The following is a 12,901-nucleotide window of genomic DNA, read 5'->3' as shown; positions in this document are numbered from 1 at the left end:
AATTTGTGGTGAAACTATGGGTAGAAAAGATAAAAGATGGATTTTGCAGAGAAAGAGAGATTTTTACTATAAATTAGCTAAAAAACTTAAATATCGTTCAAGGGCATCTTTCAAACTCATGCAATTAAATGAAAAATTTAATGTTATTAAGCCAGGAAAGATAGTTTTAGATTTAGGTTGTGCTCCGGGCGGATGGATGCAAGTAGCAAGAGAGATTGTAGGGGATAAAGGTTTTGTTATTGGTATCGATTTACAGCCAGTTAAGCCATTTGAATATGATAATGTAGTTGCAATAAAAGGAGATTTTACTTTGGAAGAGAACTTAAATAAAATTAGAGAGCTAATTCCAAACGAAGAAAAAAAGGTGGATGTGGTTATAAGTGATGCATCCCCAAATATAAGTGGGTTTTGGGATATAGACCACGCTCGTTCAATTGATTTGGTAACAACTGCCTTACAAATAGCTACTGAAATGCTAAAAGAGAGGGGAAATTTTGTAGCTAAAGTATTTTATGGAGATATGATAGATGACTATGTAAATTTAGTTAAAAAATACTTTGAGAAGGTTTATATTACAAAGCCTCAAGCTTCAAGAAAAGAAAGTGCTGAGGTTTATGTTATAGCCAAGAGATACACTGGAAAAAAATGGGAAGAAGAAGATAAGATAAAAAGGATTAAAAAAGTTGAAGATGAAGGTAATGATGAGTTATTAGCTAAAAAAATTAAAGAGATGAGAAAATTAAAATCTAAAAAATAATAATTTGGTAATGTCGTATAATACCACTTTGCTATTTTTATTAAGTTTTATATTTATAAATCTAAATAAATTTTTATAAAATTAAATGGAAAAATTTTAAGATATTGGACAGATAAATGAATAATAAAAACTAATAACGGGAGAGAATGAATCCTAAGCGGGTGGCAGGATGGATATTTAGGTATATAAACCAGGAAAGAAAGAAAAGAGGATTAAAAAAGCTTAAATCAGATAAAATTTTAATAAACGAAGCAATAAGATTAGCAATGAACGAAAGGGGAACAATCCACTATGCAACTAAAAATCAAAGACATAGAGATGTTGCCAGGAGAATTGTTAATGATTGGCTTAATAATCCAAATCAAAGAGCCACAATTTTAAATAAAAGATATACCCACATGGGTATTGGAGTACATATATATTGGGATATTGGCAGAAAGGAGTATAAAATCTATGTTGCTAAGAGGTTTAAATCAGAAAATAAAAGAAACAATAAAATCAGGAAAAAGAAAAACAATAATCTAACAAAATTTATAAGAAATTTTAAACTTAAAAAATAGTTATAGAATAAAAAAAGTTATTGAGTATTTTTTAGTGATTATTTCATTGTATATTGTTTTATGGGCGGTATTTAGTATTAAATGATTAGAACGATAAAAAATAAAAGATTTGTTTTTATCTATGTGCATAACAGCAAATCATTTCGTTATTATCCTTTTTGTCTATTCTTACAAATCCAAACTCTCCCAAAGAAACTTTAATAAAGTTTCATCAAAGACGATGCATTAAGTTGCCTCTTTCAGAGGCAATTAATGTCTCTTACCTATGTGCATAGCAACATATAAATTCATTGTCCTCTTTTTTATCTATTCTTACAAATCCAAATCTCTCAAACTGAATAATATTATCAACCTCTACCATTTTAAAGTCCTTTTCAGCAAAGCCTTCCTTTATCTCTCCATTAGGCATTAAAACTTTAACCTTTACACTATCTTTTACAGGAACCCAATGTATAATCTTAGCTTTATTTTTTCTTGCTATTTTAAAGTCATCTGAGTGGTATTTAGCTAATGCAATATCACCAACCTTCTCAACAACTATGTTAAATAACTCCATCAATCTATACATCTTATTTTCTTCCAACTCATCTCCAACAACATAAACCTCTCCATCAAATATCAACTCTCTTTCACCAAACTCTGGTCTATCTGGATGCATTCTAAGCTTTAAAACTTTTTTATCAGCTCCTTCAATAACAAGCTTTTTTGGATTCCAAACAAAGAAAAATCTTCTTGCATCTTTGTCAATAAGTTCTTTATTTATGGCATATAAATTTTCCCATGAAAACTTAACATCTGCCTGTTTAATCCCAATTCTCTTCATTATTTCATATATCGCCTCTGGTTTAATCCCTCTTCTTCTTAAAGCTCTCAAAGTACCTAACCTAACATCGTCCCATCCACTATAAAGCCCCTCTTTAATTCCTTTATACATGGATGAAGTGCTTAAAACAATATCCTCTATCTTCAAAATTCCATAGTGAATGAATTCTGGCATTTCCCAGCCAAAATATTTGTAAATATATGCCTGCTTCTCAGTATTTACAATGTGGTCTTTTCCTCTCAAAACGTGGGTCATTCCTAATAAATAATCATCAACTGGCACTGAGAAGTTCATTAAAGGATATACGCAGTATTTATCTCCAGTTCTTGGATGTGGAGTTTTTTCAATTCTAAATATTGGAAAGTCCCTAATTGATGGGTTTTTGTGCTTTATGTCTGTTTTTAATCTAACAGCCACATTTTCAAGCTCTCCACTTAACATCTTTTCCCAAAGCTCTAAGTTATCCTCAATAGCTTTGTCTCTACACTTACATGGAATTCCTTTATTTCTTAGCTCTCTAAACTCTTCTGGATTACAGTCACAAACATAGGCTTTTCCCATCTCAATTAATTTTCTACCATATTCATAGTAAATCTCCATCCTATCTGATTGTATAATTGTTTCATCAACTTTAACTCCCAACCATTCTAAATCTTCTTTAATCATGTCATAAGCTTCTGGCAGAACTCTCTTTGGGTCAGTATCCTCTAATCTTAGAATTAATTTTCCACCATATTTTTTAACAAAGTAATCGTTTAAAACTGCAGCCCTTGCATGTCCTATGTGTAAAGGCCCTGAAGGATTAGGGGCAAATCTCATAACTACTTTATCTTTAACGTTTGGTAACTCTAAACCTTTCTCTTTCTTTTCCTTTTTTCCAATATCTTCTCCCAATTCCTCTAACTTTTTCTTCATTTCTTCTATTGAAAGATTTTCAATTTCTTTGACAACTTTTTCTACAACTTGCATTACTTCCTTTGCTTTACCCCTATATTCTGGATTTTCTGACAAAAATATTCCTAAAACTGCCTTTGGATTAGCTTTTCCATTATATTTGATGGCATTTCTTAATGCAATAGCCAAAATCTTCTCTTCCATATTATCACCATTAACTTTAAAAACCTTAACTGATTATTATGGAAAGGATACTTAAATGTAAGCAACATATTATAATTATGCAATTTTAAAAAGCTCATCCTCAATATTAAAGTAATCTGAGCAATAATAGTTAAATATATAAATATTGTAAAATATTATTGTGGTGGATATTGATGGAGTCTATTGAGAAAGTAATGGTTTTTGGTTCTGGGCCGATAGTTATTGGGCAAGCGGCAGAGTTCGATTTTTCAGGTTCTCAGGCGTGTAAAGCTTTGAAGGAAGAGGGAATTTATACTATTTTAGTGAATTCAAACCCCGCAACTATCCAAACAGATACAGACATGGCAGATAAGGTTTATTTAGAGCCGTTGCATCCAAAGATAGTTGAAAAGATTATTGAAAAAGAAAGACCAGATGCTATTTTACCTACAATGGGTGGGCAAACAGGGCTTAACTTAGCTTTAGAGTTACATAGAAGAGGGATTTTAGATAAATATGGAATAAAGCTTCTTGGTTCAAATATAAAGACAATTGAAATTGCAGAGGATAGAGAGCTTTTTGCTAAGGCAATGGCTGAAATTAATGAGCCAGTTACAAAGTGTAAGGCAGTTAATTCTGTTGATGAAGCTATTGAGTTTGCTGAAGAGATTGGATATCCAGTTATTGTAAGACCAGCATTTACCTTAGGAGGAACTGGAGGGGGAATTGCCCACAACAAAGAGGAGTTAATAGATATTGCTTCAAAGGGTTTAAAATACTCTATAATCCACCAAGTTTTGATTGATGAGAGCGTCTTAGGATGGAAGGAGTTTGAGCTTGAGGTTATGAGGGATAGAAAAGATACATGTATAATTGTCTGTGGTATGGAAAACATAGACCCAATGGGAATACACACTGGAGAGAGTATTGTTGTCTCACCAATACAAACTCTACCAGATGAGTTTTATCAAAAGCTAAGAAATGCGGCTATAAAGATTATAAGACATTTAGGAATTGAAGGAGGATGTAATATTCAATTTGCTGTAAATAAAGAAATGACTGAGTATAGAGTTATAGAGGTAAATCCAAGAGTTTCAAGAAGTTCTGCTTTAGCAAGTAAAGCTACAGGTTATCCAATAGCAAGGATAGCGGCTAAGATAGCAATAGGAAAAACATTGGATGAGATATTAAATGATGTTACAAAAGAGACGCCAGCAAGCTTTGAGCCAACTTTGGACTATGTTGTTGTAAAAATCCCAAGATGGCCATTTGATAAGTTCAAGACAGTTGATAAGAGATTAGGAACAAGTATGAAATCTACTGGAGAGGTTATGGCAATTGGTAGAAGTTTTGAAGAAGCTTTACAAAAGGCGATTAGAAGTTTGGACATTGGTAGGTTTGGTTTAATTGGAGATGGGAAAGATAAGGATTACAGTGATGAAGAGATAGAAGAGATATTGAAAAATCCAACAGATGAAAGAATCTTTGTTATAGCTAAGGCGTTAGAAAAAGGATGGAGTGTTGAGAAAATATGTGAATTAACAAATATTGATGAGTTCTTCATTAAGAAGATTAAAAATATTGTAGATATGAAGAAAGAGCTTGAGAATTTGAAAGAAGAAATTAAGAAATTGAATGCTTAATGGGAAATTTATGAAAAAAGAAACTAAAATAAGAGTAATAATCCTAATGAATCTCATACTTGTAGCATTGACATTATTTGCTTTAATAACTGGAAGAATATTGGTAACTTTAGTTGGGATTGTATGTATAATTAATGGGCTCTTAGCATTAAAGAGGGCTAAAGAAGAATAAAGTGTGAAACTATGAAAACTCTCTCTGAAATAAAAGAAATCCTAAGAAAGCATAAAAAAATCCTTAAAGAGAAATATAAGGTTAAATCTATTGCCCTATTTGGTAGTTATGCAAGAGGGGAGCAGACAGAAGAAAGTGATATAGACATTATGGTTGAATTTGATGAAAACAACTATCCTTCATTTTCAGAGTATTTGGAATTAATTGAATATTTAGAAAAGATTTTGGGCTTAAAAGTTGATTTAATTACAAAAAAATCAATCCACAATCCTTATGTAAAAAAATCTATTGAGGAGGATTTAATTTATGTCTAAGAGGGATGTTAAAGCATTCCTATATGACATCTTAGAAAGTGCTAATGATGTTATTGAATTTACCAAAGATATTGACTATAATGAGTTTATAAATAATAAAATGGTACGATATGCTGTTATTAGAGCTTTAGAAATTATTGGAGAGGCTTCAAGATACATAAACAATGATTTTAGGGAAAAATACCCAAATGTTCCATGGAAAGAGATGGTAGGGTTGAGGAATATTTTAATTCATAAATATTTTGGGATTGACTACATCCTTCTTTGGAAGATAGTAAAAGAAGATATCCATAAAATAAAGAAAGAAGTTGAGAGAGTTTTAAAAGATATTGAAAATGAGAAATAAGGTGATTATATGGATATGGAAAAATTGAAGGAAATATTATTAAAAGCAAAAAAGATGGGATTCTCTGATAAACAGATAGCTAATTTATTAGGAATGGATGAGATGGAAGTTAGAGAATTGAGAAAGAAGTTAAACATAATCCCATTATATAAAATGGTAGATACATGTGCTGCTGAGTTTGAGGCAAAAACTCCTTATTATTACTCAGCCTATGAAACATTTGTTTATAAGGAGCAGGATGAAAGTAACCCCTCAGATAGAAAGAAAGTCATTATTATTGGTTCAGGGCCAATAAGGATTGGGCAAGGTATAGAGTTTGACTACTCAAGTGTTCATGCTGTCTTAGCTTTAAAAGAAATGGGAATTGAGGCAATAATCATAAACAACAACCCAGAGACAGTTTCAACTGATTATGATACTTCAGATAAATTATACTTTGAGCCGATAACATTTGAGGATGTTTTAAATATAGCTGAAAGAGAAAAGGAGAGAGGAGAGCTTCTGGGAGTTATAGTTCAATTTGGTGGGCAGACAGCAATAAACTTAGCTATGAAGTTAAAAAAGGCAGGAGTTAATATCTTAGGAACTACCCCAGAAAATATAAACGTTGCTGAAGATAGGGAAGAGTTTTCAAAACTTTTAAAGAAGTTAAATATCCCACAAGCAGAGGGAGGAACTGCATTTACAAAAGAAGAGGCTTTAGAGATAGCTAAAAGAATTGGTTATCCAGTTTTAGTAAGACCTTCCTATGTTTTGGGAGGAAGGGCAATGCAGATTGTCTATAGCGAGGATGAGTTAATTGAATATATGGAAGAGGCTGTTAGAGTTTCAGAAGAACATCCTGTATTAATTGATAAATTCTTAGAGGATGCTGTTGAGTTGGATGTCGATGCTGTTTGTGATGGAGAGAGTGTTTTAATTGGAGCTATAATGGAACATATTGAAGAGGCAGGTGTGCATAGTGGAGATTCAGCAACAGTAATTCCTCCTCAAACACTGCCTAAGGAGATAATTGATACTGTAATTGATTACACTGCAAAATTAGCAAGGGCTTTAAATATTGTAGGGCTTTTAAATGTGCAGTATGCAGTTAAGGATGGGGTTGTTTATGTTTTAGAGGCTAACCCAAGAGCTTCAAGGACTGTGCCTTATGTCAGTAAATCGGTAGGAATTCCATTAGCTAAGTTAGCTACAAAGATTATGCTTGGTAAAAAGTTGGAGGAGTTAATTAAAGATTATGATGTTGATGAAGTAGCTGAAAAAGTTTGGATTGCTAAACCAAAGTATGTATCAATTAAAGAAGCAGTGTTCCCATTCCAAAAACTGCCTGGGGTAGACCCTGTTTTAGGACCTGAAATGAAATCTACTGGAGAGGCTATTGGAATAGATAAGGACTTTGGTAGGGCATATTATAAAGCTCAGCTCTCTGCAAATATGGAACTGCCAATTGTTGGGAATGTGTTTATAAGTGTTAGGGATAGAGATAAAAAGCAAGTTGTAGAGGTTGCTAAAAAATTACATGAGCTTGGATTTACAATATATGCAACAGAAGGGACTGCCAAAGTGTTGAGAGAAAATGGAATTCCAGCAATACTTGTTAAAAAAATCTCTGAAAGTACAAATGATAACATCCTAAAGTTAATGAGAGAAGGGAAGATACATTTAATAATAAACACATCTTCAGGGAAAAAGGCAAAGTCAGATGGGTATTATATAAGAAGAGCAGCAGTAGATTTAGGAATTCCATATATAACTACAATCCCAGGAGCTAAAGCGGCAGTTAAAGCAATAGAGGCAGTGAAAACTGGAGAGTTAAATGTCTATTCCTTAGATGAGCTTGATGCAAGTATAAAAAATAGGTTTTAAGCTTTAGCTTCAATAATTAGCTTATAGTCCTCTTCTGGAATCTCCTCATAACTATAGTTTTCTTATACAAACAATTTTTTAACCCTTTCAATACACAAATCCAAGTCATCAATGCTTTTATACTGCATCTCAATCATTTTTATGCAATTTATTCCTTTTAACTTCCTTTTATATTTCTCAAACTTAATCTTTCCCTTCCCTATGCATAGATGCTCATCAAACTCCCCATTGTTGTCATGGATGTGGATGTGGGAAATTTTATCAACGATTTTATCATTTAAAAATGCATCAATGTTGTTATTTAAAAAAGAATGTCCAATATCAAAGGTTATTCCAACATCTCCCAAAATTTCAATAATTTCATCAATTGGCTCCCTAAACATAAACATACTATAGGACGGCATATTCTCTATTGTTATTTTTATGGAATATTCATTTTGAAGTTCGTTTAACTCAACTATGGACTTTTTTAAGGCATTTAATGCCTTTGGATAATCTTCCTCAAAGATGCAATAACCGGGATGAAGAACTATTAAGGAAGCATCCACTTCATCAGCAACCTTTAAAATATCCTCAACAACCTCTACGCTTGTTTTTCTAACCTTTTCCCTAAAGGATGACAAATTTATATCTGAAAGTGGGCAGTGCAATGTATATCTCAAATCAAAAGAAAGTGGAACCTCAGTGTTTTCCATAACATTTAGGTATCCATCACAAATAAGTTCAGCATATCTTGTTTTATCCTCTAAAATTGATAAAGCATCTTCCAACTTTGTATCTGAGTTTGCAAATATGCTTGTTGAGATGCCCATCATTTTATCTCCCAACATTTTCAATCAAAAATTTCCTTGCAAAACAATAATTACAATCAACTTTAAATAATTTTAGGTTTTCTTTATCAATTTTATTTATATTGCCCATATAAAAATATCCTTCCAATGTTGGGCAGGGATAAATATTTCCAAACTCATTGACAAAAAGTAAATCTCCACTATTTAAAAAGCAGTATTTTTTATTTAGTTTTTCTTCCCTTCGTATATTCTTAATATATATTGGATAATCCCTCAACTCATCCAAAATTCTATTAAATTCATCCTCATTTGGCATTAATTTTAAGTGTTCTTTTCTCTTTGGCTTTAATAAATCAAAACTTATGCTTTTAATTCCTAAGGCAATTAAATATTCAACAAATTCTTTGATGTGGGGTAGATTTTTGTTTGTTACAACTACTGTCACACCAAAAGGGATATTGTGCTCTTTTAAAAGATAGATGCTCCTTAACGTGTCTATTGTTGAAGGTTTTTTGTTTTTGTAGGGCCTTAATGTATCATTTACCTTCAAACCATCTATGCTAGTGCCAATTTTTATATCTAATTCAGCAATCTTTTTGACAATTTTTTCATTTAGTAGAGTTCCATTTGTTTGTATTGCATAGGAAATATTTTTATAGGCATAATTTTCATTGCAATAGTCTATTATTCTTTCAATCAAATCAAAATTTAAAAGTGGCTCTCCACCAGTAAATTGAATTTTTAATTTATCATCTGTTTTCAAAATATAATTAATTGCATTCTTTGCAGTTTCAAAATCCATATCTTTATTGTTTTTATTAAATGCATAACAATAAAGGCAATTTAAATTGCATCTATTTGTTATTTTTAGGATTAGGTATTTCATATTTTCACTCAATCATTTCTCCGATTTTTAAGTTATTTTTTCTGACTTGTATATTAAATAAACCACTAATGCTCCACCTAACAAATCTAAAATCGATTTTACAGGAACCACTCTTGGAGCAAATAGTTTTATTGATACTAAATAACACAGTAGTGAAATAAGCATTCCAATTAGCATTGATGCAGGAATCGTCCATCTATGGTCTGATGTTTTCATTAAAATCCTTGCAATATAGGGGGAGGCAATACCAACGAATGGAATCAAACCCACAAATGGTATTATTGCTCCAATAATAAAACCTGAAAGTAATAAAATTAATATCCTAACCTGTTTTATATTTAAACCGAAACTTTTTGCATAATTTTCACCGAACAATAAGGCATTTAAGTGTTTTGAGAGCAAATAGGATGAAATCAGAAAAATTATTGAACAAACTGCCATTAATTTTATGTCTCCCCATCCTGTGCCTGAAAAACTGCCTTGCAGATACATCCAAAATTCCTGGATTTGGACATTGTCTGCAAGATTTATGAGATAACTCTCAATCCCATAATAGAAATATGCAAATAATAATGTGCAAACTAATACACCACTAACGTCCCTTATTTTTGAAGCAAGATATAACAAAACAATCAATGCTAAAGCAGCCCCTATCCAACCACCCACAACATAATTAGATATCCTCAAAAAACTTGAAAACGAAAATCCAAGGAATATAGTAATCGCTACCCCAAGAACGACTCCACTTGATATTCCTGTTGTGTAGGGAGATGCTAAAAGGTTTCTGAATAATGTTTGGAGTTTTAACCCTGAAACAGACAAAACCGCTCCAACAATTAGGGCAGTTATTAGTGGTGGAATCCTAATCTTCCATATCAACATATCTTTAAATTTATCTCCAGTACTTCCATACAACAAACAATTTTTGACATCCTCCATACTTATCGATTTTGCATTTCCTCCTTTAAAAATTCCATAGATAAAAAGTGAAGAAGTTAATACTACCAACAGCAAAATAACAAGAATCTTTCTCATTTATATCCCCATCTCTTTTCTTTTTATGTATATTATTATGGCAATTGGAGCCCCTATTATTGCCAAGGGACATATTAAAGTTAATTCTGAGTTTGTTGTTGGGATTATAATGCCCGGTCTCACAAGAATATCTGCTATTATTAAGAAAATTGCTCCAATTAGCATAGCATTTGGGATCACATAGATATGTTTTGACGTTCCACACAATAATCTTGCAATTATTGGGCATACCAATCCAATAAATCCTATCGGTCCAGCAAATGCTACAATAGTTGCTGTAATCATACAGGATATTAAAATAATCAAAATTCTTAATTTTTTAATATCAACTCCAATACTTTTTGCATAATTTTCTCCAAGTAAGTAAGCATCAAGGAATTTTGATAAAAGGTATGTTATAGAGCAGCATATAACTACCAAAACACTCATTATTAATGACCGTTCCATTGTTAATGAACTCAAAGAACCATATCCCCACATCATAAAACTTGTTAAAACACTATTGTCAACACCAACAAAATCACTAAATGCAATAACGATTGTAATTAATCCAGATGAGATATAGCCTATCATAAGACCAACAATTAAAAGTGTGGTAATCTGTTTAACCTTCTTTGCGAGGGATAAGACAACAAACATGGACAACAATGAGCCCAAATAGGCGGATATGATGAATCCCCATATGGAATGAGGAATACCAAACTTCAAGAGCAAAGATGTAAAAACATAAAGTGCCACTCCAAGGGATGCACCACTTGACACTCCTATTAGATAAGGGTCTGCAAGAGGATTTCTAAACAAACTTTGCATTAACAAACCTGCAACAGCCAATCCCATTCCTGCAAATATTGCTCCAACTGTCCTTGGCATTCTGCACTTTTCAATTATCTTATCATACGTAGGATTTCCAGTAGTTCCCTCTGACAGGTAGTTATAAAATTTTTTTGGCTCTATTTTAATAGTTCCATTTGTTATACTCAATATTGATAAAGAAAATAATACAGATAGAAGAAACAATAGAAGTAAACCTGCTCTAATTTTCAAAATGCATCACCCTATTTGCATTACTTAAATTTATGATGTTCTGTTCTATTATAATCATTTTGAAAAAATATAAAGATATTCTAAATTTATAAATTTAAATTCTCGGTAAAATAGTGTAATATTAAAAATGAGAAAATATTAAAGAAAATAGAAAATTAAGTATAGAGAATTAAGTTATTTCAATTTCTTGAAGTAGTGTAAGTTACTATCCCCATCATCAAAGCATTCTGGATGTATCATTCTTGCGAAATCTTCCATTAACAAGTCCATATTTACATTTCCATCATATGAGTAACTGAATTTTGTTGTATATACTCTCTTTGCATTGTCTAAAACTGGTGCTAAGTCAGGTCTTGCCTCTTTTAATTCATCAAGTGTGTCCATTGGCTCATTTAACGAGTTCCAGTTCATGTAGATGAATACTTCACATCCATTGATGTGTTCTAAGGTTGTTTCTTTGTCAAGATTCACATAAGATGTCCCTGGAATATCAAGGAAGCAGTAATCTCCTTTAACATCCAAAATCCATTTTGCATAGTAGTTTTGGGCACAATATACCCAAGGACCAGAATATGGTGACCAGTAAAGCATAGCTACTTTTGGTCTGTAGGCAGCGTTTCTTGTTTTCCTTATAAGTTCATTTTTCTTTTTCCAAACTTTCTGTAAGAAATCATTTCCTTTACTATCTAAGTTATAAAATGCGGCATATACTTTTGCCCATTCTGCCTTTGCAAGGAAGTCAGGTTCATTTGACTCAACAGTTACAAGATAATTCATACCCAAATCACTTACTGTGGCTATATCCGTAGCTAAATAACCATGTGTCCATGTGAGGAACACAATATCTGGACTTATGTTTAATAAAACCTCTTTGTCTATAGCACCCCATTTACCAATTGGGACAATGTTTCCATTATCAACATAAGGTTTTAAGTTGGAAAATACACCATAATCCTTTATTTTGGTGTATGTGTATTTTGATACTCCCCTTATGGATGCCCTTACACTATCATTGTCTAATGCTTCAAGCATTGCTACTTGGAATGCACTTAATGTACCAACTTTTTTTACAGGAGCGTAAATGACTTTTACATCAGAAGGCAAATTGCTTGGTGGATTTTCACCCTCTCTTACAATGCAGTATTTGTTATAAACTTCATTTCCGTATTTTGTTGTTACAATCTTGTATGCCCAATTGTCATCGTAACTTACCGGATTTCCATTTGCATCATAGTATTCTATTTCAAAGTTCTTAGCAAATACTACAGGTTCTCTCCATTTTTGATAGTTATTGAACAAATATACAACATCTGCAATGTCAACTGAATTGTCACAGTTTAAATCCCCCTTATCCAATCCAACATCTCTATGCTTAAAGAGATAAACCACATCCGCAATGTCTATTGACCCATCTCCATTCACATCTCCAATATTTTCTCCAAATGCTATTGGCGTTAATAAAATCATCAACATAGCTGAGAGTATTTTTTTAACCATGCTACCCACCCCGATATTGAGATTTTTTGCCTTTTTAATAATTTTGTTATATTAGTAACATTATAGTAATAATTTATTAAAATGAGTATA

13 protein-coding genes are annotated in these 12,901 nt (G+C 32.0%); 7 read left to right on the top strand and 6 right to left on the bottom strand.

Translation table 11 applies throughout. The features are described 5' to 3' along the window. The first annotated feature begins 16 nt into the window (after nucleotides 1-16). Together rrmJ and JH146_RS02040 are read left to right on the top strand one after the other, a co-directional pair. The gene (gene rrmJ / locus JH146_RS02045; protein ID WP_048201445.1) at nucleotides 17-757 is read left to right on the top strand and encodes a 23S rRNA (uridine(2552)-2'-O)-methyltransferase; all 741 of its coding nucleotides are present in this window, start codon (nucleotides 17-19) and stop codon (nucleotides 755-757) included. Between the two features lie 146 nt (nucleotides 758-903). Beyond that, complete coding sequence (locus JH146_RS02040; RefSeq protein WP_048201444.1) at nucleotides 904-1,317, top strand: CAP domain-containing protein; 414 nt, start codon at nucleotides 904-906, stop codon at nucleotides 1,315-1,317. A 259-nt stretch (nucleotides 1,318-1,576) separates the two neighbouring features. Here the strand turns inward: JH146_RS02040 and gltX are convergent, their stop codons facing one another. Continuing rightward, complete coding sequence (gltX, locus tag JH146_RS02035; protein WP_048201443.1) at nucleotides 1,577-3,238, bottom strand: glutamate--tRNA ligase; 1,662 nt, start codon at nucleotides 3,236-3,238, stop codon at nucleotides 1,577-1,579. A gap of 173 nt (nucleotides 3,239-3,411) precedes the next feature. Here gltX and carB (JH146_RS02030) point away from each other — a divergent pair, with 173 nt between their 5' ends. Genes carB (JH146_RS02030) through carB (JH146_RS02010) form a run of 5 tightly spaced genes read left to right on the top strand, consistent with a single transcriptional unit; the run spans nucleotide 3,412 to nucleotide 7,558 of the window. Continuing rightward, on the top strand, nucleotides 3,412-4,860 hold the full coding sequence (gene carB / locus JH146_RS02030) for a carbamoyl-phosphate synthase large subunit (RefSeq protein ID WP_048201442.1): 1,449 nt from the start codon (nucleotides 3,412-3,414) through the stop codon (nucleotides 4,858-4,860). A 10-nt stretch (nucleotides 4,861-4,870) separates the two neighbouring features. After that, entirely contained in the window at nucleotides 4,871-5,032 is a 162-nt protein-coding gene (locus tag JH146_RS02025) for a hypothetical protein (protein WP_048201441.1), read from the top strand. Nucleotides 5,033-5,043: 11 nt separating this feature from the next. Next, the gene (locus tag JH146_RS02020) at nucleotides 5,044-5,346 is read left to right on the top strand and encodes a nucleotidyltransferase family protein (protein ID WP_048201440.1); all 303 of its coding nucleotides are present in this window, start codon (nucleotides 5,044-5,046) and stop codon (nucleotides 5,344-5,346) included. After that, nucleotides 5,339-5,692, top strand: a complete 354-nt coding sequence (locus tag JH146_RS02015) for a HepT-like ribonuclease domain-containing protein (RefSeq protein WP_048201439.1) — start codon at nucleotides 5,339-5,341, stop codon at nucleotides 5,690-5,692. The genes JH146_RS02020 and JH146_RS02015 overlap by 8 nt, the downstream gene beginning before the upstream one ends. 9 nt (nucleotides 5,693-5,701) lie before the next feature. Further along, on the top strand, nucleotides 5,702-7,558 hold the full coding sequence (gene carB / locus JH146_RS02010) for a carbamoyl-phosphate synthase large subunit (RefSeq protein ID WP_048201438.1): 1,857 nt from the start codon (nucleotides 5,702-5,704) through the stop codon (nucleotides 7,556-7,558). A 62-nt stretch (nucleotides 7,559-7,620) separates the two neighbouring features. On the opposite strand, the gene JH146_RS02005 is transcribed toward carB (JH146_RS02010), so the two are convergent. From JH146_RS02005 to JH146_RS01985, 5 genes are all read right to left on the bottom strand, one after another. Next, the gene (locus tag JH146_RS02005) at nucleotides 7,621-8,373 is read right to left on the bottom strand and encodes a sugar phosphate isomerase/epimerase family protein (protein ID WP_048201437.1); all 753 of its coding nucleotides are present in this window, start codon (nucleotides 8,371-8,373) and stop codon (nucleotides 7,621-7,623) included. A 1-nt stretch (nucleotide 8,374) separates the two neighbouring features. Further along, nucleotides 8,375-9,235, bottom strand: coding sequence for a radical SAM protein (locus tag JH146_RS02000; RefSeq protein WP_048201436.1), 861 nt, complete (start codon nucleotides 9,233-9,235; stop codon nucleotides 8,375-8,377). A 27-nt stretch (nucleotides 9,236-9,262) separates the two neighbouring features. Continuing rightward, the gene (locus tag JH146_RS01995) at nucleotides 9,263-10,270 is read right to left on the bottom strand and encodes a FecCD family ABC transporter permease (protein ID WP_048201435.1); all 1,008 of its coding nucleotides are present in this window, start codon (nucleotides 10,268-10,270) and stop codon (nucleotides 9,263-9,265) included. Then, nucleotides 10,271-11,314 (bottom strand): FecCD family ABC transporter permease, encoded by a 1,044-nt coding sequence (locus tag JH146_RS01990; protein ID WP_048201434.1) that lies wholly within the window; start codon nucleotides 11,312-11,314, stop codon nucleotides 10,271-10,273. It lies immediately after the preceding gene. Between the two features lie 174 nt (nucleotides 11,315-11,488). Continuing rightward, a complete protein-coding gene (locus JH146_RS01985) occupies nucleotides 11,489-12,811 on the bottom strand; it encodes an ABC transporter substrate-binding protein (protein WP_048201433.1) in 1,323 nt (440 codons plus the stop codon). Nucleotides 12,812-12,901: the final 90 nt, after the last annotated feature.

Origin of the sequence: Methanocaldococcus bathoardescens (genome assembly GCF_000739065.1) — an archaeon.
GTDB lineage: Archaea > AGJL01 > Methanococci > Methanococcales > Methanocaldococcaceae > Methanocaldococcus > Methanocaldococcus bathoardescens.
The sequence above is the reverse complement of the archived record's forward strand: the minus strand, read 5'-3'. Positions and strand labels throughout refer to the sequence as shown.

Bases quoted from the DNA above. Each gene is read 5' to 3' on its own strand.
- carB (WP_048201442.1), top strand. From the start codon at position 3,412: ATGGAGTCTATTGAGAAAGTAATGGTTTTTGGTTCTGGGCCGATAGTT.
- JH146_RS01995 (WP_048201435.1), bottom strand. From the start codon at position 10,270: ATGAGAAAGATTCTTGTTATTTTGCTGTTGGTAGTATTAACTTCTTCA.
- rrmJ (WP_048201445.1), top strand. From the start codon at position 17: ATGGGTAGAAAAGATAAAAGATGGATTTTGCAGAGAAAGAGAGATTTT.
- JH146_RS02000 (WP_048201436.1), bottom strand. From the start codon at position 9,235: ATGAAATACCTAATCCTAAAAATAACAAATAGATGCAATTTAAATTGC.
- gltX (WP_048201443.1), bottom strand. From the start codon at position 3,238: ATGGAAGAGAAGATTTTGGCTATTGCATTAAGAAATGCCATCAAATAT.
- JH146_RS02020 (WP_048201440.1), top strand. From the start codon at position 5,044: ATGAAAACTCTCTCTGAAATAAAAGAAATCCTAAGAAAGCATAAAAAA.
- JH146_RS01985 (WP_048201433.1), bottom strand. From the start codon at position 12,811: ATGGTTAAAAAAATACTCTCAGCTATGTTGATGATTTTATTAACGCCA.
- JH146_RS02025 (WP_048201441.1), top strand. From the start codon at position 4,871: ATGAAAAAAGAAACTAAAATAAGAGTAATAATCCTAATGAATCTCATA.
- JH146_RS02040 (WP_048201444.1), top strand. From the start codon at position 904: ATGAATCCTAAGCGGGTGGCAGGATGGATATTTAGGTATATAAACCAG.
- JH146_RS02005 (WP_048201437.1), bottom strand. From the start codon at position 8,373: ATGATGGGCATCTCAACAAGCATATTTGCAAACTCAGATACAAAGTTG.
- carB (WP_048201438.1), top strand. From the start codon at position 5,702: ATGGATATGGAAAAATTGAAGGAAATATTATTAAAAGCAAAAAAGATG.
- JH146_RS02015 (WP_048201439.1), top strand. From the start codon at position 5,339: ATGTCTAAGAGGGATGTTAAAGCATTCCTATATGACATCTTAGAAAGT.